We start from the raw sequence: 19676 nt of genomic DNA, 5'->3' as shown, positions 1-19676 counted from the left end.
CGGTTTTTTCATGGTGCTTTCGCTTACACTGGCGTTTTCCTCCTTTGACTGTCCCATGCTGCAACAAATCCTGCGCGCGCCCGCGCTCAAGGCCATCCTGATCCAGGTGCTGGCCTTTCCCTTGATGTTGCTATTGGTATATGGTCTGGCGCGTGCCGGCGTGGCCATGTCGTTGCCGGCCGTGGCGTTGGTGCAGGGCGTGCTGGCGGCACTTATCACGTGGCGCGCGGGACTGGCGCGCTGGTGGTGCGCCATCGGCCTGCTGTTTGCGCCTGCCTTGCTGGCGGCCAGCCTGCTCGATTTGCCGCCGGCCGTGTTCCTGGCGGCCTTTGTTTTCCTGCTGAGTTTGTACTGGTCGACGTTTCGCACGCAAGTGCCGTTTTATCCGTCGGGGCCGAAGGTGTGGCAGGCGGTGGCCGAGCTGATCGCGGACCGTCCCGGCGTGCGCCTGGTCGATATCGGCAGCGGCCTGGGTGGACTGGTGCTGGACCTGGCGCGGCGCCGGCCCGACGGGCAGTTTTCCGGCATCGAGCTGGCGCCGCTGCCGTGGCTGGCAAGCCGCTTGCGTGCATGGCTGGCGGGCAGCCGCGCGCGCTTCCTGCGCGGCGACTACGAGGCGCTCGATTTCGGCCGCTACGATGCCGTCTTTGCCTACCTGTCGCCGGCGGCGATGGCGGCCCTGTGGCGCAAGGCGGAAAGGGAAATGTTGCCCGGTAGCATGCTTCTTAGTTACGAATTCCAGATTGCGGCACGCGAGCCCGATAAGACCATTGCCGCCACAGAGGGTGGCCCTTTACTTTACATATGGTGCTTTTAAGCAATTGTCTGCGTTATTTGCTTGCCCGTCGGGCAATCTCACGTTATTGTAGTTCCACACGGCATTTTCTCGGAATTGCATTGAAAAGCAGCGCATTTCAATTAACTTCCGGTTGCTTTTTTTGCCGCTGTCTTTGCCGGCGGCGCAGCCGCCAGAAGACAGGAACAGGTTTGAACATGCCGGGCATACAGCCCCGGCCATTATTGGGAGTCAGGGCACTTGTTAGTCATAATCGGATACATCATCGTCTGCGCCTCGGTCTTTGGCGGCTTCGCGTTGGCCGGCGGCCATCTGGCGGCGCTGTTCCAGCCGCTGGAGCTGCTGATGATCGGCGGCGCCGCCCTGGGCGCCTTCCTTGTTGGTAACAATAACAAGGCCATCAAGGCGACGATCGCCGCCTTGCCCAGCCTGTTCAAGGGTTCGCGCTATACCAAAGAACTGTACATGGAACTGATGTCGCTGCTGTTTGAAGTGCTCAGCAAAGTGCGCAAGGAAGGCTTGATGTCGATCGAAGGCGATATCGACAAGCCAGAGGAAAGCCCCCTGTTTTCCAAGTATCCGGCCGTGCTGGCCGACCACCACATCGTTGAATTCATGACCGATTACCTGCGCCTGATGGTATCGGGCAATATGGATGCGTTCCAGATCGAAAACCTGATGGACAACGAAATCGAAACGCACCATCACGAAGGCGCCGTGCCGGCCCACGTGATCGCCAAGGTGGGCGATGGCTTGCCCGCCTTTGGTATCGTCGCCGCCGTGATGGGCGTGGTGCACACGATGGAATCGGTGGGTATCCCGCCGGCCGAACTGGGCATGCTGATCGCGCACGCGCTGGTCGGCACCTTCCTCGGCATCTTGCTGGCGTATGGTTTCGTCGGACCGCTGGCCAGCCTGCTGGAGCAGAAGCTGGAAGAGTCGAGCAAGATGTTCCAGTGCGTGAAAGTGACCCTGCTGGCCAGCCTGAACGGCTATGCGCCGGCGCTGGCCGTGGAGTTCGGCCGCAAGGTGCTGTTCTCGACCGAGCGCCCGACGTTCAATGAGCTGGAAGACCACATCAAGAAATCGAAAACGAAGTAAGCAGTGAATATACGCCTGGACACCATGAGTCATTTGCAGCACACGGAAGGGGGACGCCATGGCCGATGAAGGCATGCGCCCGATTATCGTCAAGCGTATCAAGAAGACGGCTGGCGGACACCATGGCGGGGCGTGGAAAATCGCCTACGCCGACTTTGTCACGGCCATGATGGCCTTCTTCCTGCTGATGTGGCTGCTGGGCTCCACCTCGAAGGGCGACTTGAACGGCATTTCCGAATTCTTCAAGACACCCTTGAAAGTGGCCATGGCGGGCGGTTCCGGCAGCGGCGAAAGCAATTCCGTTATCCAGGGCGGCGGCCAGGACCTGTCGCGCCAGGATGGACAAGTGCGCAAGGCGCAGGAAGAGCAGCAGCGCAAATCGTTCGACCTCAATTCCGCCAAGGCCGCGCTCGAACGCGAGGAGGGCAAGCGCCTGCAGGCGCTCAAGGCGCGCATCGAAGCGACCATCGACGCCAATCCCCTGCTGAAAAAATACAAGAACCAGTTGCTGCTCGACATCACCAGCGAAGGCTTGCGCATCCAGATCGTCGACGAGCAGAACCGTCCGATGTTTGCACTCGCCAATGCGAATCTGCAACCGTACACCAAGGAAATCCTGCACGCCATCGGCTCCGTGCTCAATGAAGTGCCGAACCGCATCGGCCTGTCCGGCCATACGGATTCGACGCCCTACATGAGCGATGCCGGCTACAGCAACTGGGAATTGTCGGCCGACCGCGCGAACGCGTCGCGGCGCGAACTGGTGATTGGCGGCATGAAGGAAGAGAAAGTATTGCGCGTGGTGGGACTGGGCTCGGCCGCCCACCTGGACAAGCTCGACCCCTTCAATCCGATCAACCGGCGCATCAGCATCATCGTCATGAACAAACGCACGGAAGAAAATGTCCTGCGCGATGGCTCGGCGATCGAGCTGCCGGTGACCGATGCCGCTGCCGCCGCTGTCGCTTCAGGGCTGGCGGCCGGTGCGCCGCCTGCGGCGGTGCCAGCCCCCAGCCCGGTAGCGGCGAAAAAATAACACGCAAGGCTGTCGACGCGTGGTGTATTGAAACAATGAGACCTTTATGACAAGAAAGAAAATACTTGGCTCGCATGTAAAGCGCCTGCTGTCTGGCGTGTCGGACCATGGCCGCAAGCACTTGACGGAGGTGGAAACCGACCTGGTGCAGACCGGCATCTTGCTGGAAGAGGCGATCGAGAAGCTGTCCTTCAATTTCATGGCGATACACGCAGCTGTTGCTGCGCAGCAAGATACCATCGCCCTGCTGCTCGACGGCGGTATTCCGGCCGAGCAGCAGCGGGAAAAACTGCTGGCGTTGCAGGATGAGGTGGGGGGCTACGTGAATGCCGCCATCACCAGCCTGCAGTTCCAGGACATGACCAGCCAGCTGATCGAGCGCACCTTGAAGCGCGTGACGGGCTTGCGCGAGTTCCTCGGAACCCTGGGCTCGCATGGCGCGGAGATGTTGCCGGAGAGCGACAATGAAGAAATTGTCGCCTTGCTGGGGCGGGTCAGCATGGCGCTGGCGATTCAAAGCCTGGAGTTGCGCAGCGTGCTGCGCAAGGCTGTCAGTCAACAGCATTTGGAAAGTGGCGACATCGAGCTGTTCTAGCATGCCAGTGCGGAACGCTTGTGGTTGCATGGATTGATTAATCAAATACTCGGGCAGGATGCCCGGAATAAGTGGGAGCAAAGATGGCCAAAACGATACTTGCAGTGGACGATTCCAGCTCATTGCGCCAGATGGTGGCGTTCAGCCTGAAAGCCGCCGGTTACCAGGTGGTGGAGGCCGTCGACGGCCAGGATGGACTGGAAAAAGCCAAGCTGCAAACCGTGGACCTGGTATTGACGGACCAGAACATGCCGCGCATGGATGGCCTGGAGCTGATCAAGCTGCTGCGCGAGCTGCCGACCTACCAGAAGGTACCCATCCTGATGCTGACGACGGAGTCGTCGGACGAGATGAAATCGAAGGGACGTGCCGCCGGCGCCAATGGCTGGCTGGTCAAACCATTCGATCCGCAACGCCTGATCGAAGTGGTCAAGAAGGTGATCGGCTGATGCCAGCCGCGCAGCACAACGATGCAATTGACGGAGTCACCCTATGACCATCGATATTAGCCAGTTTTTTCAGGTCTTTTTCGATGAGGCCGAAGAACTGCTGGCTGAAAAAGAACGGCTGCTGCTGGCCGTTGATATTGCGGCGCCCGACGCCGAAGACCTGAATGCCATTTTCCGCACCGCCCATTCGATCAAGGGCGGCGCATCGACGTTCGGCCTCTCCGACATGAGCGAGGTGACGCACATCCTCGAGTCGCTGCTCGACCGCATCCGTCAGGGCCAGATGGCCCTGACGGCGGAACACGTCGACGCCTTTTTGGCGGCCAAGGATATCCTCAAGATGCAGCTCGACGGCCACCGTCTGGGCAGCGCCGTCGACCAGGATGCCGTGGCCAATGTGCGCATGATGCTGCAGTCGTTCTCGCAGGACGTGCCCGTGGCCGCGCTCACGCCCGTCGCGCCGGCTTTCCATACGGCGGAAAAGGCCGCCGTCAGTCATGCCGGCGGCCATCGCATCCGCCTGGAGCTGCCGGCCATGGAGCTGCGCGAAGTCGATGCGCTGGCGGCCGAACTGGGCTTGCTGGGCGACGTCGTGGTATCAAGCCTGCCCGACGCGCGCAAGGTGCTGGAAGTGACGACGCATGAAAGCCTGGACGATATCCTGGCCATCTGCTCCTTCGTGCTCAATCCGGACGACATGGTGATCACGCAGGCGCCGCCACTGGCGCCAGGCGAAGCCGAAGCGGCCCGCGCGGCGCAGGAAAAAGCCCAGGGCTACGGCTTCTTCGACCCGCTGCCAGGCGCGCAGGGCGCGGCCGATCCCGGTTACGGCTTCTTCCAGCCGCTCGAGGACATCCGCGCCGCCGCAGGCGTGCAGAGCGAGGCCGAACAGGGCTACGGTTTCTTCCAGCCGCTCGAACAGATTCGCGCCGACGCGGCCAAGGCGGGCAACGCCGGCGCCGCCGCCACGCCGGTCGTGGCCAGCGCCGTGGCCGAAGCGGAGCAGGAAAAGAAACCGGCCAAGAAAGAGGGCGACAAGGCCGGCGCCGAATCGTCGTCGATCCGCGTCTCGATCGAGAAAGTCGACCAGCTGATCAACCTGGTGGGCGAACTGGTGATCACGCAGGCGATGATCGAGCAGCGCGCCAGCGCGCTCGACCCGATGCTGCATGAAAAACTGCTCGACAGCGTCAGCCACCTGACGCGCAATACGCGCGACTTGCAGGAAGCGGTGATGTCGATCCGCATGATGCCGATGGATTTCGTCTTTTCGCGCTTCCCGCGCATGGTGCGCGACCTGGCGACGAAACTGGGCAAGAAGGTCGACTTCATCACCAATGGCGCCGCCACGGAGCTGGACAAGGGCCTCATCGAGCGCATCGTCGATCCGCTCACGCACCTGGTGCGCAACAGTATCGACCATGGCGTGGAAATGCCGGCCGCTCGCGTGGCCGCCGGCAAGACGGAAGCGGGCCGCTTGTTCCTCTCGGCCAGCCACCAGGGCGGCAACATCATCATCGAAGTATCCGATGATGGCGCTGGGCTGAACCGCGAGCGCATCCTGGCCAAGGCCGTGCAGCAGGGCCTGGACGTGTCCGAGACGATGAGCGACGCCGACGTGTGGCAGCTGATTTTTGCGCCCGGCTTTTCCACCGCCGAAGCGGTCACCGACGTGTCGGGCCGCGGCGTGGGCATGGATGTCGTCAAACGCAACATCAGCGCCATGGGCGGCGTCGTCGATATCCGTTCGGCGAAGGGTTTCGGCACGACGATTTCCATCTCGCTGCCGCTGACCCTGGCCATCCTGGACGGCATGTCGATCCGCGTCGGCGACGAAGTGTATATTTTGCCTCTGGGCTTTGTCATCGAATCGCTGCAACCGGCCGTTGAGGATATCAAGGACATCAGTGGCAAGGGCCAGGTGGTGAAAGTGCGCGGCGAATACCTGCCCTTGATCCCGCTGTACCAGATGTTCGACATCGCGCCGCGCTTTACCAGTCCCTCGGAAGGCATCTGCGTGATCCTCGAGACGGAAGGGCGCAAGGCGGCCCTGTTCGTCGACGACCTGGTGGGACAGCAGCAGGTCGTGGTGAAAAACCTCGAATCGAATTACCGCAAGGTGGTGGGCATTTCCGGTGCCACCATCCTGGGCGATGGCGGCGTGTCGCTGATTCTCGATGTCGCCGCCCTGATCCGCTCCTCTCGCCAGCTGGCCGACGAGTCCATTTTTTCGTAATACCGATAGATAAAGATAGGAAAACGCACCATGTCAGATACTCAACAAACATCCGGAAGCAATGCGGGCGACGGCAAGGACATCGCCGGCCGTGAATTCCTGGCCTTCACCCTGGGCTCCGAAGAGTACGGCATCGATATCCTGAAGGTTCAGGAAATCCGCGGCTACGAAGCGGTTACCCGCATCGCCAACGCGCCTGAATTCATCAAGGGCGTGATCAACCTGCGCGGCATCATCATCCCCGTGGTCGACATGCGCATCAAGTTCAACCTGGGCACGCCCGTGTACGACCAGTTCACGGTGGTGATCATCCTGAACATCGGCGGGCGCATCGTCGGCATGGTGGTCGACAGCGTTTCCGACGTCACCACGCTGACGCCGGAGCAGGTGAAGCCGGCGCCGGAAATGGGTACCGCCTTCTCGACCGACTACATGATCGGCCTGGGCACCATCGACGAGCGCATGCTGATCCTGGTCGATATCGACAAGCTGATGTCGAGCAGTGAGATGGGCCTGATCGACAAGCTGGCGGCTTAAGAGGTCGCATGGCAGCAAGGCGGCGCCCGGTGCGCCGCCGTTTTGGCACGCAAAGAATCACTACAGATATGCATGTACCGGTGCGACTAGAGGCGCGCCGGCAGGCTGCAAGGTCCGTCAGAGACCAGGCCACAACACGGCGCCGTCCGGTTGAACGGGCGCCGTTCACATAAATATTGGAGACTGTAATGAGTTTGCGCGATTTCAAGATAGGCACCCGGCTGGGGATAGGTTTTGGCAGCATCCTCGCCATCCTGGTGGTAGTGATCGTTTCGGCGAATGCACTGAATTACCGTAACAAGGCCCAGTTGCTCACGGGGCTGGAGCTGGCAAGCGAAAAGAATACGCAGGCGTCGCTGATGAAAAGCGCGATGCTGGAAACCGGTATCGCCATGCGCAATATCGGCCTGCAGGGCGATGTGGGGCTGATGCAGGTGGAAGAGGGCAAGGTGCGCGAGCAGCGCAAGCTGTACGACGGCGCGCGCGGCAAGCTGGCCAGCCTGGGCCTGTCCGAGGGCGAGAAGGCGCTGCTGGCCAATATCGCCAAGGTTGACGGCGAAGTCGATGCCGCCTTCAAGGAAGCGATGGGGCAGGTACTGGCGTTTAACAGCGAGGGCGCGGCGAAGGTGATTGCCACCCGCATCGATCCCTTGAACAAGACGACCCTGGCCGACATCAACAAGCTGCTCGACCTGCAGCACGTGGCGCAGCAAAGCTTCATGGACGACTCGCTGGCGGCCGATGCGCGCCTGATGACGGTGTTGTTCATCCTGGGCGGCGCGGCGGTGGCGATCGGCGCCTGGTGCGCCATCTTCATCACGCGTTCGATCACGGTGCCGTTGTCCGGCGCCCTGGCCGTGGCGCAGAAGGTGGCTGCCGGCGAGCTGACGGCGCGCGTGGTGGTCGAAGGCAAGGATGAAACGAGCGCCTTGCAGCAGGCGCTCAAGGACATGAACGCGAGCCTGGTGCAGACGGTCAGCGACGTGCGCCAGGGAACGGATACGATTACCGTGGCGTCGCGCGAGATCGCCAGCGGCAATGCGGACCTGTCGGCGCGCACGGAAACGCAGGCCAGTTCGCTCGAAGAGACGGCATCGTCGATGGAAGAACTGACGTCGACCGTGAAGCAGAACGCGGACAATGCGCGCCAGGCCAACCAGCTGGCCGTGTCGGCGTCGTCGGTGGCGGAGCAGGGCGGCAAGGTGGTGGCGCAAGTGGTCGATACCATGGGTTCCATCAAGGACAGTTCGCGCAAGATCGTCGATATTATCGGCGTCATCGACGGCATCGCGTTCCAGACGAATATCCTGGCCTTGAATGCGGCCGTCGAAGCGGCGCGCGCGGGCGAGCAGGGACGCGGCTTTGCGGTGGTGGCGTCGGAAGTGCGCAACCTGGCGCAGCGTTCGGCTGGTGCGGCGAAAGAGATCAAGGGCCTGATCGGCGACTCGGTCGACAAGGTCGATGCTGGCAGCCGCCTGGTGGACGAGGCGGGGCAGACCATGGGCCTGATCGTCACGTCGATCCGGCAGGTGGCCGACATCATGGGCGAGATCACGGCGGCAACGCAGGAACAGAGCCATGGCATCGAGGAAGTGAACCAGGCCATCGCGCAGATGGACCAGATGACGCAGCAGAACGCGGCGCTGGTCGAGGAAGCGGCGGCGGCGGCCGAAAGCATGCAGGACCAGGCGCAGAAACTGGCCGATGCCGTCAGCATCTTCAAGCTCGATGGCGAGAGCGCGGCGCAGGCGGCCGTGCCCGCACCCGCGCCAGTAGTCAAGATGGCTGCACGGCCGGTACCGAGTGTGGCGGCAAATACACGGCGGTTGGCAAAGACGGCGCAAGCCGGCACGCCACCGCCCGCGAAAAAGCTGGCGGCGGCCGGCGGCGACGATTGGGAAGAGTTCTGACGCCAACCCGGTCCCGCTAGTTATACTTGCAAAGGCATTGGTCAGAGTAGTCATAGAGAGGTAAAAACAAAATGCCGCAAACTAAAACGGATTCGGTCAAGGAATTTGATTTCACTGGCAAGGACTTTGAACGGGTCCGCGCCATGATTTACAAGCGGGCCGGCATCGCGCTGGCCGACAGCAAGCAGGAGATGGTCTACAGTCGCCTGGCGCGACGCCTGCGCGCGACCGGCATCTCCTCGTTCGTCCGCTACCTGGACGACCTGGAAGCGGGCCGCATGGGCGATGAGTGGGAAGCGTTCACGAATGCGCTGACGACCAACCTGACGTCGTTCTTCCGCGAGGCGCATCACTTTCCGCTGCTGGCCGAGCATGTGAAGAAACTGAGCGGGCCGATCACCATCTGGTGTTCGGCCAGTTCCACCGGCGAGGAGCCGTATTCGATCGCCATGACGGTGTGCGAGGCATTCAATACGCTCACGCCGCCCGTCACCATCATCGCCACGGACATCGACACGAACGTGCTGGCCACGGCCGCCAATGGCGTCTACAACCTGGACCGGCTCGACAAGATGCCGGCCGATCGTGCGCGGCGCTTTTTCTTGCGCGGCAAGGGCGATCGCGAGGGGCAGGTGCGGGTGCGCCCGGAACTGCGCCAGATGATCACCTTCAAGCCGCTCAACCTGCTGGCCGACAGCTGGCCGGTGACGGGCCAGTTCGACGTCATCTTTTGCCGTAACGTGATGATTTATTTTGACAAGGCGACGCAGCGCAAGATACTGTCGCGCTTTGTGCCGTTGATGAAGCCGGATGCCCTGCTGTTTGCGGGCCATTCGGAGAATTTTCTGTACGTGTCGGATTCATTGAAGCTGCGCGGTAAAACAGTCTATGAGCTCGATCAGCCTCGGGGCACCGCGCCCAAGGCATCGTCGCATCGTACATGAGAGTGAAATATGAGCCTGGAATCCAAAGAGCAATTCGCCACTAACGTCTATTACGACAGGACGTTCAATTGTGACGCCGCCAAGATCTTGCCTGGTGAGTATTACTTTACCAACAAGGACATGCTGATCGTCACCGTGCTCGGCTCCTGCGTTTCGGCCTGCATCCGCGACCGCGTCACGGGCCTGGGCGGCATGAACCACTTCATGCTGCCCGACGGCGGCAGCGATCCGAACAGCCCGATTTCCGCGTCGATGCGCTACGGTACCTACGCCATGGAGATCCTGATCAACGATTTGCTGAAGGCGGGCGCGCGGCGCGAGAACATGGAAGCGAAAGTGTTCGGCGGCGGCGCCGTGCTGCGCGGCTTCACGGCGATCAACGTGGGTGAGCGCAATGCGGCTTTCGTCATCAATTATCTGAAGGCGGAAAAGATGCGCGTGGTGGCCGAAGACCTCAATGACATCCACCCGCGCAAGGTGTATTTTTTCCCCCGCAGCGGCAAGGTGCTGGTGAAAAAGCTGATGCAGACGCATAACGATACGCTGGTGCGCCGCGAACTCGATTACGCAAGCCGTCTCAAGGTCGCGCCAGTCGGCGGCGAAGTCGAGCTGTTCTGACAAACACCAGACCAAACCTGCTGCGCGTCGGGCTGTGCGGCTTGCGGCGATTTTGTCCGGTGTACTAATTTAATAAAGAATAAGGGCCGCAAGGCCTGGAAGGATAACTATGAAGATCAAAGTATTGATCGTGGATGATTCGGCCTTGATCCGCAGCGTGATGACGGAAATCGTGAACAGCCAGCCCGACATGGAAGTGGTGGGCGCTGCGCCCGATCCGCTGGTGGCGCGCGAGATGATCAAGCAGACCAACCCCGACGTGCTGACCCTTGACGTCGAGATGCCGAAGATGGATGGCCTAGACTTCCTGGAAAAACTGATGCGCTTGCGCCCGATGCCGGTACTGATGGTGTCGTCGCTGACGGAGCGGGGTTCGGAAATCACCATGCGCGCGCTGGAACTGGGCGCCGTCGATTTCGTCACCAAGCCGAAGATTTCCATCCAGAGCGGCATGCGCGAGTACACGGACATGATCGCCGACAAGATCCGCGCCGCCTCGAAGGCGCGCATCCGCGCGCGCACCCTGCCGTCGGCCAGCGACAAGGTGGCCGCGCCGCTGCCTGCGCTGCGCAGCCCGTTGACGTCGAGCGAAAAGCTGATCATCGTCGGCGCCTCCACGGGCGGCACGGAAGCCATCCGCGAATTCCTCATGCAGATGCCGTCCGATTGTCCCGGCATCCTGATCACGCAGCACATGCCGGAAGGCTTTACGCGCTCGTTTGCGCGCCGTCTCGATTCGCTGTGCAAGATATCGGTGCAGGAAGCGGCAGGCGGCGAACGGGTACTGCCCGGCCACGCCTACATCGCGCCCGGCCATTCGCACCTGACCCTGACGCGCAGCGGCGCCAACTACATGACCAAGATCGACCAGGGTGAGCCGGTAAACCGCCACCGCCCGTCCGTCGACGTGCTGTTCCGTTCGGCCGCGCAATCGGCCGGTAAAAATGCCGTCGGCGTGATCCTTACCGGCATGGGCAAGGATGGCGCACAAGGCATGTTGGAGATGAAGGCTGCAGGAGCGTATAATTTTGCGCAGGATGAAGCCAGTTGCGTGGTGTTCGGCATGCCGCGCGAGGCGATCGCCGTCGGTGCTACGCATGAGGTCGGCGCTCTGACGGCGCTGCCTGGCATGGTGCTGGGACACCTGGCTGCGCATGGCATGCGTGCTTTGCGCGTGTAAGCCACGTTTTATATGATCTGAGGCAAGTTTGTTCGCCTAAAAGCAACGAAAATGCTATCCTACAACTTGCTGCCGTAGTGTCGACCATAATGTCGGCATTCATGTCGATATTATTAACAAACCGCTACAGAAACAACGGAGTTATTCATGGCTGATCCAAAGATGAAATTTTTAGTCGTTGACGATTTTTCGACGATGCGCCGCATTGTCCGGAATCTGTTGAAGGAACTGGGTTATGCCAACGTCGATGAGGCGGAAGACGGCGTGATGGGCCTGGCCAAGCTGCGCGCGGAATCCTATGATTTCGTCGTGTCGGACTGGAACATGCCAAACATGGATGGCCTGACGATGCTGCAGCATATTCGTGCCGATCCCGCACTGGCCAAGCTGCCCGTGCTGATGGTCACCGCCGAAGCAAAAAAAGAAAACATCATCGCCGCCGCCCAGGCTGGCGCCAGCGGTTATGTCGTCAAGCCGTTCACGGCCGCGACCCTCGATGAAAAGCTGAACAAGATTTTCGAGAAGCTGGAAAAAGCCGGCGCCTGATCACGGCTTGATACTGATCAAGAAAAACGCTGCCAATGCGAATTGGCAGCGTTTTTTTTCGTCCGCAAAAAACTCAGACCAGCCCGCCATTCGCGCGCAGGGTCTGGCCATTCACCCAGCGGCCATCCGGCCCTGCCAAAAAGGCCACGGCGGCGGCGATGTCGTCCGGCGTGCCCAGGCGTTCCAATGGCGCCATCTTGCCCATGCGCTGTATCGTTTCGTCCGTCTTGCCGTTCAAGAACAGCGCCGTGGCCGTGGGACCGGGGGCGACGGCGTTGACGGTGATGTTCTTGCCGCGCAATTCCTTGGCAAAGATAGCCGTCATCGTCTCGATGGCCGCCTTGGTGGCGCCGTAGACGGCATAGCCGGGCAGGGCCAGGCCGATCACGCTGGTGGAGAAATTGACGACGCTGCCGCCGTGGCGCAAGCGCGTCGCCGCCTGGCGCATGGTGTTGAAGCTGCCCTTGACGTTAATGGCGAACAGGCTGTCGAAGGTGGCGTCGTCCGTGTCGGCCAGGGCCGGCAGCGCGGGCGGCATGATGCCGGCATTGTTGACCAGCACGTCGACGCCGCCGTAGGCCGCCTCGGCCGCATCGAACAGGGCTTGCACCTCGCCCGCGTCGGCGACGTTGGCCTTGACGGCGATGGCGGCGCCGCCGTCGGCCACGATGGCCGCCACCAGTTGCTCCGCTTCCACGTTGCCGTTGGCGTAATTGACGACGACCTGCATGCCGTCGCGCGCCAGGCGGCGGGCGATGGCCGCGCCGATGCCGCGCGAAGCGCCCGTGACGATGGCGACCTTGGCCGGTATAGCTGCTGTGTTCATGGGTGTTCTCCTGTCGTGGTGGGAGGCCCGCATGCTGTCGCTGCGAACCAGTGCAGCCATTGTCATCTTTATTGATTGATGGATAAAGATGGGTTTGATGATTTTAGTGTGCAAATTGCATTAACAATTGTCCCAGGCTTGCCGGGTACGGACAGAGAAGATCCCGTTGCCTGCAGATAATTGCGCAAAGGAATGAAATATTTCCCAAAGTTAACTTTACACGTCAAATAATTTGGCCCATGATCGCTGCAGTATTTCCCCTTTGTCCCCGACCCCGACAAGAAGGAGCGCACGATGCGCCGAGCACCCGTATTATTTTTCGCCCTGGGCACGGCCCTGTTAACGGCCTGCGGCGTGAGCCTGGAGCAAACCGCCGTTGCGCCCGTCGCGTCGGTCGAGATGCAGGAGCCTGCCGCGCAGCCGGTAGCCGAAGCCGATGGCCGGCATGCCTATTTGCATCGCGTGGGCGGCCATGACTATGTCAGCCTGAGCCAGCATGGCCCGCAGGGCGGCTTGCCGATACTCACGGGTACGCAGCGCCATGCACACGCCATCCGCCTGCTGGCGGCCGATCCGGCCCAGGCGCGGGCCATCCTGCGCAGCCTGAGGCTGCCTGCGAACCAGCGCAAGCTGTGGGCGGGAGAGGAAATCGTGCTCGATGCGGCCAGCTATGACATGTTGCAAGCGGCACGCGGCAGCAACAGGCCGCTGTTTGCCGAACTCAAGCTGGTGGGGATGGAGAAGTAAGGAAAAGAAAAAGAAACAGAAACGGGGCCGAATGGCCCCGTCGAGGTGACGCTTGGAGATGGCGCTTAAATTTCCAGGTTGTCGATCAAACGGGTCTGGCCCAGCTTGGCGGCGGCCAGCACCACCAGCGGTTCGCCGGCGGCCAGTTCGGCGGCGTTCGGCGCCTGCAGGTTGGCACGCTTGCGCACGGCGATGTAGTCCGATTTCCAGCCGCGGCCGTCCAGCAGCTGCATGGCCGCCTGTTCCAGTTCGCCGACGGCAAGGTTACCCTTGCGCACTTCCTCGGCGACGAAATTGAGGCCCTTGAACAGTTCCGGCGCTTCCGCGCGTTCGCTTTCTGACAGGTACATATTGCGCGAGGACAAGGCCAAGCCATCGTCTGCGCGGTAGGTTTCGGCGGCGATGATTTCCGTCGGCAGCGCGAACTGGCGCGCCATGTTGCGGATGATCATCAGTTGCTGGTAATCCTTCTTGCCGAACACGGCTACGCGCGGACCCACGCAAGAGAACAGTTTGGTGACGACCGTGCACACGCCTTCGAAGAAGCCGGGACGGAATTCGCCTTCCAGGGTATTGCCCAGATCATCGGGCGGGCGCACGCGGTATTCCTGCGGCTCCGGGTACAGTTCCTTTTCCGTCGGCGCGAACAGCACGTACACGCCTTCCTTTTCCAGCTTGGCGATGTCGGCCGCCATGGTGCGCGGATATTTCTCGAAGTCTTCGTTCGGGCCGAATTGCAGGCGGTTCACGAAGATCGAGGCGACGACGGGGTCGCCATGCTTGCGCGCCAGGCGCATCAGCGACAGATGGCCTTCGTGCAGGTTGCCCATGGTGGGGACGAACGCCGTGCGCAGCTGTCCGCTGAGCTGGTCGCGCAATTCTTCGATGTCGGAAATAATTTTCATGGATTGCTTTCGCTAAAACCCCGTTGTACGGTGGTCAGTGACAAAGGGAAGGAGTCAGGCGGGCGAATAGGCCAGCCGGACGTAGATGGGGGCAAACGGTTCTGCCTGTGTGATTTCGATCAGGGTTTCCTTGGCCAGTTCCAGCAGGGCCACGAAGTTGACCACCACCACGGGCACGCCGCCGGCAATGTCGAACAGCTCGCTGAATTCGACGAAGCGCGACGATTGCAAGTGGCGCAGGATGCTCGACATGTGCTCGCGCACGGACAGTTCCTGGCGGCTGATGCGGTGATGCTGGGTCAGTTTGGCGCGTTTCAGCACGTCGAGCCACGCCTGCTGCAAGTCCACCGGTTCCACGTCGGGCCAGGTGGGCGTCAGGCTTTGCTCGATGAAAATCTGCGTGCGCACGAAATCGCGTTCGAACTGGGGAATGGCGTTCAGGTCGTAGGCGGCCAGCTTGATCTGTTCGTACTCGAGCAGGCGGCGCACCAGTTCGGCACGGGGATCGCCGCCATCTTCCTCGACGTCGCTCTTGCGCGAAGGCAAGAGCATGCGCGACTTGATCTCGATCAACATGGCCGCCATCAACAAATACTCGGCCGCCAGTTCCAGGTTGCGCACGCGAATCTGGTCGACATATTTCAGATATTGCAGGGTCACCTGCGCCATCGGGATATCGAGAATATTGAAATTTTGCTTGCGGATCAGGTAGAGCAGCAAGTCGAGCGGGCCTTCGAAGGCTTCGAGGAAGATTTCCAGCGCGTCCGGCGGAATGTACAAATCCGTCGGCATGCGCATCATCGGCTCGCCATACAGGCGGGCGATGCCCAGCGGGTCGGCGGCGGGCGCCGCGTCCGTTACTGCCGTGGCGGATGCTGCAGGGTCGCCGCTGCCGTCGCCGCCAGCGGCGGGTTCGGGCGACTCGATGACTGCGCCGGCACCGGAAGCGTCGGCTTCCGGCGTGACTGCAGACTCTTCAGGCAACATCGTGCCGGTTCCAGATCTTAGTTCTTGTTCTGGTAAACGTAAGCCTGTTGCTTGACGGCCGACGCCAGCTGGCGCTCCTGCTCATCGATGCTGACGGCCGGCTTGTCCCACAGCAGGGCGCGGCCCGCTTGCTGGCCCGCTTCCATGCCAGGATTCTTGGCCTTCAGTTCAGCGATGAACAAGGTGTGGTCGGATACGTAGTTGTTGTGTTTTGCAGGCAGTTTCATATTCTCTTCTGAGTGTCTTATAGGTAAGGTCAGCCGGCCGTATTTTACCGCGCCGTGCCGCCTGGCGGGTTGTTGTATCGGCAAGTCCGGGGCGAAATTGCTAAAAATCAATAACGCAACAAACGCCGCATCACCATCGGCGCCGGTTCGGCGGGGTTGGCGTGCGAATATTCCAGTTCTTCGGCCAGGTCGAATTCGAAGGCCGCATAAAAATCGATCAGCTTGCGCTGGTCGCGCCGCACGGCCAGGCGCAATTCCTCCGCCTGGCACGACAGGCCGTGATGAATGATGGCTTCCAGCAAATGTTGCGAAACGTGGCTGCCCCGGTAGGCGGGCAGCACGCCCATGCGTGAAATCTTCCAGATGGCGGGATCGCTGTCGAGCGGCATCCAGCGCAGCGAGCCGGCTGGAATGTCGTCGATCAGCAACAGAAAACCGCCGCCGTGGCGCAATTGCTCTTCCACCTGCTGCGCCGTCTCGTGGTGTCCACTGGACGAGGCCGCCACCTTGCCGGCCCACGCGGCGCGGGTCAGCTCGGCCATCAGTTGTGCATCGGCATTTGTTGCTTCGCGCACCACGATATTCATCATCGGTCCTTGTGCGGGCTTAGCGGATGCGCATGCCAGGTTCGGCGCCTGGCCAAGGGTTCAGGATGTAGATGCCCGGATTCGCCTTCTCGTCGGCGGCGGAGGCGGCCATGACCATGCCCTCGGAAATGCCGAACTTCATCTTGCGCGGCGCCAGATTGGCCACCAGCACCGTCAGCTTGCCGACCAGCTCTTCCGGCTTGTAGGCCGAGCGGATGCCCGAGAACACATTGCGCAAGCGGCCTTCGCCCGCGTCCAGGGTCAGGCGCAGCAGCTTGTCGGAGCCGTCGACCAGTTCGCAGTTGACGATTTTCGCGATGCGCAAGTCGACCTTGAGGAAGTCGTCGATCTTGATCTCGGGCGCCAGTTCCTCGATGGCGGAGGCCGGTGTTTCAGCGACCGCTGCGGCGTCGTTCGCGGCATCGCCAGCCGGCGCCGCGATGGCGGCAGCTTGCGGTGCGTCAAACAGCGCTTCGATCATCTTTGCATCCATGCGCGTCATCAAGTGGCTGTAGGCGCCGATGGTACGGCCCAGCATGCTGTTCGAGACGGCGTCGCCGAACACTTGCGTATCGGCCCAGGTGAATTGCTCGTCGTTGAGGAACGAGGCCACGTTCTTGGCCACGCCCGGCAAGACCGGCGACAGCAGGATCGTCAGCTGGCGGAACAGGATCAGGGCCGTCGTGCACACGTCGTGCAGTTCGGCTGTCTTGTCCGCATCCTTGGCGAGGATCCACGGCTTGTTTTCATCGACGTACTGGTTGGTGATGTCGGCGATTTCCATGATCTCGCGCAAGGCCTTGCCGAATTCGCGGTTCTCGAAGTGCGCGGCGATGCTGGCCTGGCGCTCGACGATGACGCCGTTGGCGTCCACCGTCAGCGCGCGGTTGATCCAGCTTTGCGCGCCTTCCGACAGTGTCGATGCCAGCTTGCCGTCGAAACGCTTGGCGATGAAGCCGGCGCAGCGGCTGGCGATGTTCACATATTTGCCGATCAGGTCGCTGTTCACGCGGGCCACGAAGTCGTCGCCGTTGAAGTCCAGGTCTTCCACTTTCGAGTTCAGCTTGAAAGCGATGTAGTAGCGCAGCCATTCCGGGTTCATGCCCAGGTCCAGGTAGCGCAGCGGCGAGATGCCCGTGCCGCGCGACTTCGACATCTTTTCATTGTTGACTGTCAGGAAGCCGTGCACATTGACTTTCAGTTTGTCGATCACCGGGTGGCCGGCGAATTTCAGCATGGCGGGCCAGAACAGCAAATGGAAGGAGACGATGTCCTTGCCGATGAAGTGGATTTGTTCCGTGGCAGGATCGTTCAGCAAGGCGTCGAAATCGAGGCCTTTCTTGTCGCAATAGTTTTTCAGGCTGGCCAGGTAGCCGACCGGCGCGTCCATCCACACATAGAAGAACTTGCCCGGCGCATCGGGAATCGGGATGCCGAAATAGGGTGCGTCGCGCGAGATATCCCAGTCGGCCAGTTTTTCGCCCGCTTCACCCAGCCATTCGCTGACCTTGTTGACCATTTCAGGCTGCAAGCGGCCTGGCGTGTTGAGCCAATCCTTGAGGAATTCGAAGCAGCGCGGGTCGGACAGCTTGAAGAAATACTGTTCCGACGGCTTCATCACGGGCGTCGCGTTGGTGAAGACCGAGAACGGGTTGACCAGGTCGGTCGGCTGGTAAGCCGCGCCGCACACTTCGCAATTGTCGCCGTACTGGTTCTTGGCGCCGCATTTCGGGCATTCGCCCTTGATGTTGCGGTCGGCCAGGAACATGCCCTTGACCGGGTCGAAGAAGCGGTCGACGGTTTTCGTGACGATCAGGCCCGTATCGCGCAGCTTGCGGTAGATCGATTGCGACAGATCAACGTTTTCCGGCGAATCGGTCGAATACCAGTTGTCGAAGGCGATATGGAAGCCATCGAGGTACTGGGCGCGGCCGGCCGCGATGTTGGCGACGAATTGCTGCGGCGTAATGCCTTCCTTTTCGGCGGCGATCATGATGGGCGTGCCATGCGTATCGTCGGCGCCCACAAAGTGCACTTCACGGCCGGCTGCGCCATCGCGTTGCATTCGCTGGAACCGGACCCAGATATCGGCCTGGATGTATTCCATGATATGGCCAATGTGAAAAGCGGCGTTTGCGTAAGGCAGGGCAGTGGTGACGAACAGCTTGCGAGTCATGATTGATGCACTTTTGGGATGGATAATAGGTCATTTTAACAGCGGAAAGGCAATATGAGCAGATGCAGCGCTGGCAAGTGATGCTTTTGCCGCCATCGCGCCATGCAAATTTGCGCTAGACTGCGCGTATTGCACATATGTAGTACACACGGAGATTTACATGAGCATCACAGTAGAAGACGTCAAGGCCGCGCTGGCCCAGGTTATTGATCCAAATACACATAAAGATTTCGTTTCCAGCAAAACCGTCAAGAATCTGAAGGTCGATGGCGATGATATTTCGCTCGACATCGAACTGGGCTACCCCGCCAAAAGCCAGATTGACCTGATCCGCAAATCCGTGCTGGCCGCGCTGCGCGTGCTGCCGGGCGTGGGCAACGTCAGCGTGGGCGTGTCGTCGAAAATCATTTCGCACACGGTGCAGCGCGGCTTGAAGCCGATGAGCAACGTGAAAAACATCATCGCCGTCGCTTCCGGCAAGGGCGGCGTTGGTAAATCGACCACGGCCGTCAACCTGGCCCTGGCCCTGGCGGCCGAAGGCGCCACCGTCGGCATGCTGGACGCCGATATCTATGGCCCGTCGCAACCGATGATGCTGGGCATCAGCGGCCAGCCGAAGACCCTCGATGGCAAGAGCATGGAACCGATGGAAAACCACGGCCTGCAAGTGTCGTCGATCGGCTTCATGATCGATCCGGACGAGCCGATGGTATGGCGCGGCCCGATGGTCACGCAAGCGTTGCAGCAATTGCTGGACCAGACCAACTGGCGCGACCTCGATTACCTGATTGTCGACATGCCGCCGGGCACGGGCGACATCCAGTTGACCCTGTCGCAAAAAGTGCCCGTCACGGGCGCCGTGATCGTCACGACGCCGCAGGACATCGCGCTGCTGGATGCGCGCAAGGGCTTGAAAATGTTCGAGAAAGTCGGCATTCCTATCCTCGGCGTGGTGGAAAACATGAGCACGCACATCTGCTCGAACTGCGGCCATGCGGAAGAAATCTTCGGCGCCGGCGGCGGCGCGAAGATGTGCGCGGACTTCGGCGTGGAATTCCTCGGCGCCTTGCCGCTGACCATGGCGATCCGCCAGCAGACGGATTCCGGCACGCCGACCGTCGTGGCCGAGCCGGAAGGTCCCGTCGCCGTGATCTACAAGCAGATCGCCCGCACCATCGCGATCAAGGTGGCGGAAAAGGCGAAGGATATGACCAGCAAGTTCCCGTCGATCGTCATCAAAAACGACTAGTGGCTGGGTGGCCTTGCAAACCTA

The 19676-nt window shown here is 61.0% G+C and carries 20 protein-coding genes; 14 read left to right on the top strand and 6 right to left on the bottom strand.

The window, feature by feature from the left end:
- Positions 1–55 precede the first annotated feature (55 nt).
- The 12 genes from O3300_RS15030 to cheY all read left to right on the top strand — a co-directional run bounded on the left by O3300_RS15030 (position 56) and on the right by cheY (position 11948).
- On the top strand, positions 56–817 hold the full coding sequence (locus O3300_RS15030; protein ID WP_305053398.1) for a class I SAM-dependent methyltransferase: 762 nt from the start codon (positions 56–58) through the stop codon (positions 815–817).
- A 219-nt stretch (positions 818–1036) separates the two neighbouring features.
- Positions 1037–1897, top strand: a complete 861-nt coding sequence (motA, locus tag O3300_RS15025; protein ID WP_077401985.1) for a flagellar motor stator protein MotA — start codon at positions 1037–1039, stop codon at positions 1895–1897.
- Positions 1898–1955: 58 nt separating this feature from the next.
- A complete protein-coding gene (gene motB / locus O3300_RS15020) occupies positions 1956–2933 on the top strand; it encodes a flagellar motor protein MotB (protein WP_305053397.1) in 978 nt (325 codons plus the stop codon).
- A gap of 46 nt (positions 2934–2979) precedes the next feature.
- Positions 2980–3528: a chemotaxis protein gene (locus O3300_RS15015; RefSeq protein ID WP_077401991.1), complete on the top strand. Its 549-nt coding sequence runs from the start codon at positions 2980–2982 to the stop codon at positions 3526–3528.
- An 83-nt stretch (positions 3529–3611) separates the two neighbouring features.
- A complete protein-coding gene (locus tag O3300_RS15010; RefSeq protein ID WP_034758362.1) occupies positions 3612–3977 on the top strand; it encodes a response regulator in 366 nt (121 codons plus the stop codon).
- Between the two features lie 43 nt (positions 3978–4020).
- Positions 4021–6213 (top strand): chemotaxis protein CheA, encoded by a 2193-nt coding sequence (gene cheA, locus O3300_RS15005; RefSeq protein WP_305053396.1) that lies wholly within the window; start codon positions 4021–4023, stop codon positions 6211–6213.
- 30 nt (positions 6214–6243) lie between these two features.
- The gene (locus O3300_RS15000) at positions 6244–6750 is read left to right on the top strand and encodes a chemotaxis protein CheW (RefSeq protein ID WP_034758356.1); all 507 of its coding nucleotides are present in this window, start codon (positions 6244–6246) and stop codon (positions 6748–6750) included.
- A gap of 188 nt (positions 6751–6938) precedes the next feature.
- Positions 6939–8660 (top strand): methyl-accepting chemotaxis protein, encoded by a 1722-nt coding sequence (locus tag O3300_RS14995; protein ID WP_305053395.1) that lies wholly within the window; start codon positions 6939–6941, stop codon positions 8658–8660.
- A 71-nt stretch (positions 8661–8731) separates the two neighbouring features.
- Positions 8732–9604: a CheR family methyltransferase gene (locus O3300_RS14990; protein WP_251351875.1), complete on the top strand. Its 873-nt coding sequence runs from the start codon at positions 8732–8734 to the stop codon at positions 9602–9604.
- Positions 9605–9613: 9 nt separating this feature from the next.
- Positions 9614–10222, top strand: coding sequence for a chemoreceptor glutamine deamidase CheD (cheD, locus tag O3300_RS14985; protein ID WP_034758343.1), 609 nt, complete (start codon positions 9614–9616; stop codon positions 10220–10222).
- A gap of 109 nt (positions 10223–10331) precedes the next feature.
- Positions 10332–11402: a chemotaxis response regulator protein-glutamate methylesterase gene (locus O3300_RS14980; protein ID WP_034778028.1), complete on the top strand. Its 1071-nt coding sequence runs from the start codon at positions 10332–10334 to the stop codon at positions 11400–11402.
- A 147-nt stretch (positions 11403–11549) separates the two neighbouring features.
- Entirely contained in the window at positions 11550–11948 is a 399-nt protein-coding gene (cheY, locus tag O3300_RS14975; RefSeq protein ID WP_010396677.1) for a chemotaxis response regulator CheY, read from the top strand.
- 73 nt (positions 11949–12021) lie between these two features.
- Here cheY and O3300_RS14970 read toward each other — a convergent pair whose 3' ends face one another.
- Entirely contained in the window at positions 12022–12774 is a 753-nt protein-coding gene (locus O3300_RS14970) for an SDR family oxidoreductase (RefSeq protein WP_305053394.1), read from the bottom strand.
- Between the two features lie 294 nt (positions 12775–13068).
- Here O3300_RS14970 and O3300_RS14965 point away from each other — a divergent pair, with 294 nt between their 5' ends.
- Positions 13069–13521: a hypothetical protein gene (locus O3300_RS14965; protein WP_099664748.1), complete on the top strand. Its 453-nt coding sequence runs from the start codon at positions 13069–13071 to the stop codon at positions 13519–13521.
- 65 nt (positions 13522–13586) lie between these two features.
- Here the strand turns inward: O3300_RS14965 and panC are convergent, their stop codons facing one another.
- From panC to metG, 5 genes are all read right to left on the bottom strand, one after another.
- The gene (gene panC, locus O3300_RS14960; protein WP_099664747.1) at positions 13587–14426 is read right to left on the bottom strand and encodes a pantoate--beta-alanine ligase; all 840 of its coding nucleotides are present in this window, start codon (positions 14424–14426) and stop codon (positions 13587–13589) included.
- A gap of 54 nt (positions 14427–14480) precedes the next feature.
- Complete coding sequence (locus O3300_RS14955; RefSeq protein ID WP_077402012.1) at positions 14481–15413, bottom strand: ScpA family protein; 933 nt, start codon at positions 15411–15413, stop codon at positions 14481–14483.
- Between the two features lie 17 nt (positions 15414–15430).
- On the bottom strand, positions 15431–15640 hold the full coding sequence (locus O3300_RS14950) for a DUF3460 family protein (RefSeq protein ID WP_034778041.1): 210 nt from the start codon (positions 15638–15640) through the stop codon (positions 15431–15433).
- Between the two features lie 107 nt (positions 15641–15747).
- Positions 15748–16227: a GNAT family N-acetyltransferase gene (locus O3300_RS14945; protein ID WP_034778216.1), complete on the bottom strand. Its 480-nt coding sequence runs from the start codon at positions 16225–16227 to the stop codon at positions 15748–15750.
- Positions 16228–16246: 19 nt separating this feature from the next.
- A complete protein-coding gene (gene metG / locus O3300_RS14940) occupies positions 16247–18403 on the bottom strand; it encodes a methionine--tRNA ligase (RefSeq protein ID WP_305053393.1) in 2157 nt (718 codons plus the stop codon).
- Positions 18404–18563: 160 nt separating this feature from the next.
- Between metG and apbC the strand changes: the two genes are divergently transcribed.
- A complete protein-coding gene (gene apbC / locus O3300_RS14935) occupies positions 18564–19652 on the top strand; it encodes an iron-sulfur cluster carrier protein ApbC (RefSeq protein ID WP_034758315.1) in 1089 nt (362 codons plus the stop codon).
- The last annotated feature ends 24 nt before the right edge of the window (positions 19653–19676 follow it).

The organism is Janthinobacterium sp. SUN206 (genome assembly GCF_030587305.1).
Lineage (GTDB): Bacteria > Pseudomonadota > Gammaproteobacteria > Burkholderiales > Burkholderiaceae_D > Janthinobacterium > Janthinobacterium kumbetense.
This window is presented reverse-complemented; position numbering and strand designations above follow the sequence as displayed.

What these genes read in the sequence shown, in the direction of transcription:
- O3300_RS14970 (WP_305053394.1), bottom strand. Translation starts at nt 12,774, where the DNA reads ATGAACACAGCAGCTATACCGGCCAAGGTCGCCATCGTCACGGGCGCT.
- motB (WP_305053397.1), top strand. Translation starts at nt 1,956, where the DNA reads ATGGCCGATGAAGGCATGCGCCCGATTATCGTCAAGCGTATCAAGAAG.
- O3300_RS14955 (WP_077402012.1), bottom strand. Translation starts at nt 15,413, where the DNA reads ATGTTGCCTGAAGAGTCTGCAGTCACGCCGGAAGCCGACGCTTCCGGT.
- apbC (WP_034758315.1), top strand. Translation starts at nt 18,564, where the DNA reads ATGAGCATCACAGTAGAAGACGTCAAGGCCGCGCTGGCCCAGGTTATT.
- O3300_RS14980 (WP_034778028.1), top strand. Translation starts at nt 10,332, where the DNA reads ATGAAGATCAAAGTATTGATCGTGGATGATTCGGCCTTGATCCGCAGC.
- O3300_RS15000 (WP_034758356.1), top strand. Translation starts at nt 6,244, where the DNA reads ATGTCAGATACTCAACAAACATCCGGAAGCAATGCGGGCGACGGCAAG.
- panC (WP_099664747.1), bottom strand. Translation starts at nt 14,426, where the DNA reads ATGAAAATTATTTCCGACATCGAAGAATTGCGCGACCAGCTCAGCGGA.
- cheD (WP_034758343.1), top strand. Translation starts at nt 9,614, where the DNA reads ATGAGCCTGGAATCCAAAGAGCAATTCGCCACTAACGTCTATTACGAC.
- O3300_RS15015 (WP_077401991.1), top strand. Translation starts at nt 2,980, where the DNA reads ATGACAAGAAAGAAAATACTTGGCTCGCATGTAAAGCGCCTGCTGTCT.
- cheY (WP_010396677.1), top strand. Translation starts at nt 11,550, where the DNA reads ATGGCTGATCCAAAGATGAAATTTTTAGTCGTTGACGATTTTTCGACG.
- O3300_RS14995 (WP_305053395.1), top strand. Translation starts at nt 6,939, where the DNA reads ATGAGTTTGCGCGATTTCAAGATAGGCACCCGGCTGGGGATAGGTTTT.
- metG (WP_305053393.1), bottom strand. Translation starts at nt 18,403, where the DNA reads ATGACTCGCAAGCTGTTCGTCACCACTGCCCTGCCTTACGCAAACGCC.
- O3300_RS14990 (WP_251351875.1), top strand. Translation starts at nt 8,732, where the DNA reads ATGCCGCAAACTAAAACGGATTCGGTCAAGGAATTTGATTTCACTGGC.
- O3300_RS15010 (WP_034758362.1), top strand. Translation starts at nt 3,612, where the DNA reads ATGGCCAAAACGATACTTGCAGTGGACGATTCCAGCTCATTGCGCCAG.
- O3300_RS14945 (WP_034778216.1), bottom strand. Translation starts at nt 16,227, where the DNA reads ATGAATATCGTGGTGCGCGAAGCAACAAATGCCGATGCACAACTGATG.
- O3300_RS14965 (WP_099664748.1), top strand. Translation starts at nt 13,069, where the DNA reads ATGCGCCGAGCACCCGTATTATTTTTCGCCCTGGGCACGGCCCTGTTA.
- O3300_RS15030 (WP_305053398.1), top strand. Translation starts at nt 56, where the DNA reads ATGCTGCAACAAATCCTGCGCGCGCCCGCGCTCAAGGCCATCCTGATC.
- O3300_RS14950 (WP_034778041.1), bottom strand. Translation starts at nt 15,640, where the DNA reads ATGAAACTGCCTGCAAAACACAACAACTACGTATCCGACCACACCTTG.
- cheA (WP_305053396.1), top strand. Translation starts at nt 4,021, where the DNA reads ATGACCATCGATATTAGCCAGTTTTTTCAGGTCTTTTTCGATGAGGCC.